This is a genomic window from Microcystis sp. M53603_WE2, from assembly GCF_030065435.1.
This window is the reverse complement of record NZ_JASJFF010001366.1, coordinates 1-1911: the sequence shown is the minus strand read 5'-3', so window position 1 is coordinate 1911 and position 1911 is coordinate 1. Positions and strand designations below refer to the sequence as shown.

Annotated in this window: 1 protein-coding gene and 2 pseudogenes; 1 reads left to right on the top strand and 2 read right to left on the bottom strand. The window is 47.9% G+C overall.

What is annotated here, in order from left to right; all coding sequences use genetic code 11:
• Both PX481_RS28700 and opcA read right to left on the bottom strand, forming a co-directional pair.
• A pseudogene (locus PX481_RS28700) lies at window positions 1–114 on the bottom strand (Uma2 family endonuclease); the annotation flags it as partial.
• Between the two features lie 259 nt (window positions 115–373).
• Complete coding sequence (gene opcA / locus PX481_RS28695; RefSeq protein WP_002757151.1) at window positions 374–1729, bottom strand: glucose-6-phosphate dehydrogenase assembly protein OpcA; 1356 nt, start codon at window positions 1727–1729, stop codon at window positions 374–376.
• Between opcA and PX481_RS28690 the strand changes: the two are divergent.
• A pseudogene (locus tag PX481_RS28690) lies at window positions 1728–1911 on the top strand (hypothetical protein); the annotation flags it as partial. The gene opcA and the pseudogene PX481_RS28690 sit on opposite strands and share 2 nt — an antisense overlap.

Below are 1911 nucleotides of genomic sequence, written 5' to 3'. Positions count from 1 at the left end.
TCCCCCAGTCATAATAATAATTTCTCCATCTCGATACTCGTGTCTGTCGGTGGCAGTTTCCTCTAGTTGAAAGTATTCTGCGACTGTGTAGCGTTTCTCAGTGGTTGCGACCATATTGCCCCCTTGAAAGCAAAGCTCTGTTTTTATGATAACCTGTTTTCTGAAAAGGTAAGTAGCTGGTTATAATTAAATTAAAAATGGATTTTAGGTTCGATCCCCCCTGCCCCCCTTGATAAGGGGGGTGTCTGATAATTTTTAACGCCTACCTACTTATAATTATCGGTTTTAATCAGGTGCTGACTGCCGGATAAATATCGAGAGACCTTGTTAACAAGGTCTCTCCAAAGTGGGTGGGATTATTGTTGCTAATTTGCTAATCCGGTTGGGATAATTTGAGGATAGCGCTAGTGACTTTCATGCTTTCTTGATAAAGCACGTCCTGGCCCCAACGCTGTAACTGTTTACCTAGCAGAGTTTCTGTTTTTTGGTCTTCCAGATGGGACACTTGTTCAACGCGGCAAGATTGGGCCCCTCCCGAAGCTTCCATCCGCATACAGCCAGTAGTTCCCGAACAAATTACCGTACAACAATCAGCCTGAAGATTAGTAGAAGTGAGTTTAATACTAATCAGATCTCCTTGTACTTCACCCCAATCGGCCACGGGAACACCGGCTAATTCTGCCTCAATTAAACGCTGGTCCTGACCGAGGAAGCTAATCCGATGAATAGCGTAATCTCCCGACCGGTGACTATATCCCACCGGTCGCCATTGTAACCGGCTGGCCATCCAACCGAGGAACATAAAAGCTTGGCAAGGATTGCCCTTTTCGTAATCAATAGTGATGCGATCGACTTCCAGAATAGCATCCCGGCGCTCCGGTGGATCAAAAGCCTCGGCGGTTAGTTCTTGCCAAGGGGCGAGACGACTCCAGTTCAGGTCAGCTAATGGTACATCTGTTGCTAATAAATCCCCCACCTGCAGCAGTTCCGTTTCCGGTTCCCGAAAAGTGCTGGAATCGACGATAATCGTATCACATTGACTGGCCAAACGCTTAAATAGTCCATATTCGCCGTCGGGACTGGCTTTCCACCAGAGAAATTTGGGCAAACTGGGAATAGTTAACTCGGAAATAATGCCGCCAATTCGTTCCAAAGCTTCCGCTGTACCGCTTAAAGTAACGTATTCACAGCAAACTAAAGTATTCTGACTACGTTTGTTAACGGGACAATAGGCAGAAACGGAGGCTTTCACCCCTTCATCGGCCTCGGCGGTGGGACAGAGGGTAATAATGCGACAGGGATTGGAAGCAGCGATCGCATCTGCGACCCCAATCGCATCCAAATCGGCGGCGTATTGACGATGATTAGCCCCGTCCTCGGCGTTTTTTTCCGCTTCCCAGGCCGCCCTTAACCGAGCGACAAATTCATCGCTAGAAAGCCCAGTTACTTCTAGTTCTAGGTCCTTCTGGGCGACTTTGATCGCGGCGTGAGTCCGGGGACCGGCAATACCATCAATCGGGCCGGTGTAATAGCCGAGAAGGGTTAACAATTCCTGTACCGCATCGGGTTCATAGACAATAAAGCTAAAGGTGGTGGCCCGGGTGGCGGCCATACCATCCTCATTATCATTATAGGATTGCCAGATATCGCGCAGTTCCTGCTCGATCACATCGATGGAAACATCTTTCGGTGCTTGCAGGGAGACAATGGGGGGGCTTTGGGTGGTCATGTCAGTTATCAGTTATCAGTTATCAGTTATCAGTTACCAGTTAAGTAGGGAGGCACAATTATTTGTAGGATGGGTTAGCGGTAGCGTAACCCATGCGGGCGTTGGGTTTCATGCTTCAACCCAACCTACGTTCATCTTATATTTAATTTCACCCACCCACTTATCAGTTATCAGTGATTCAG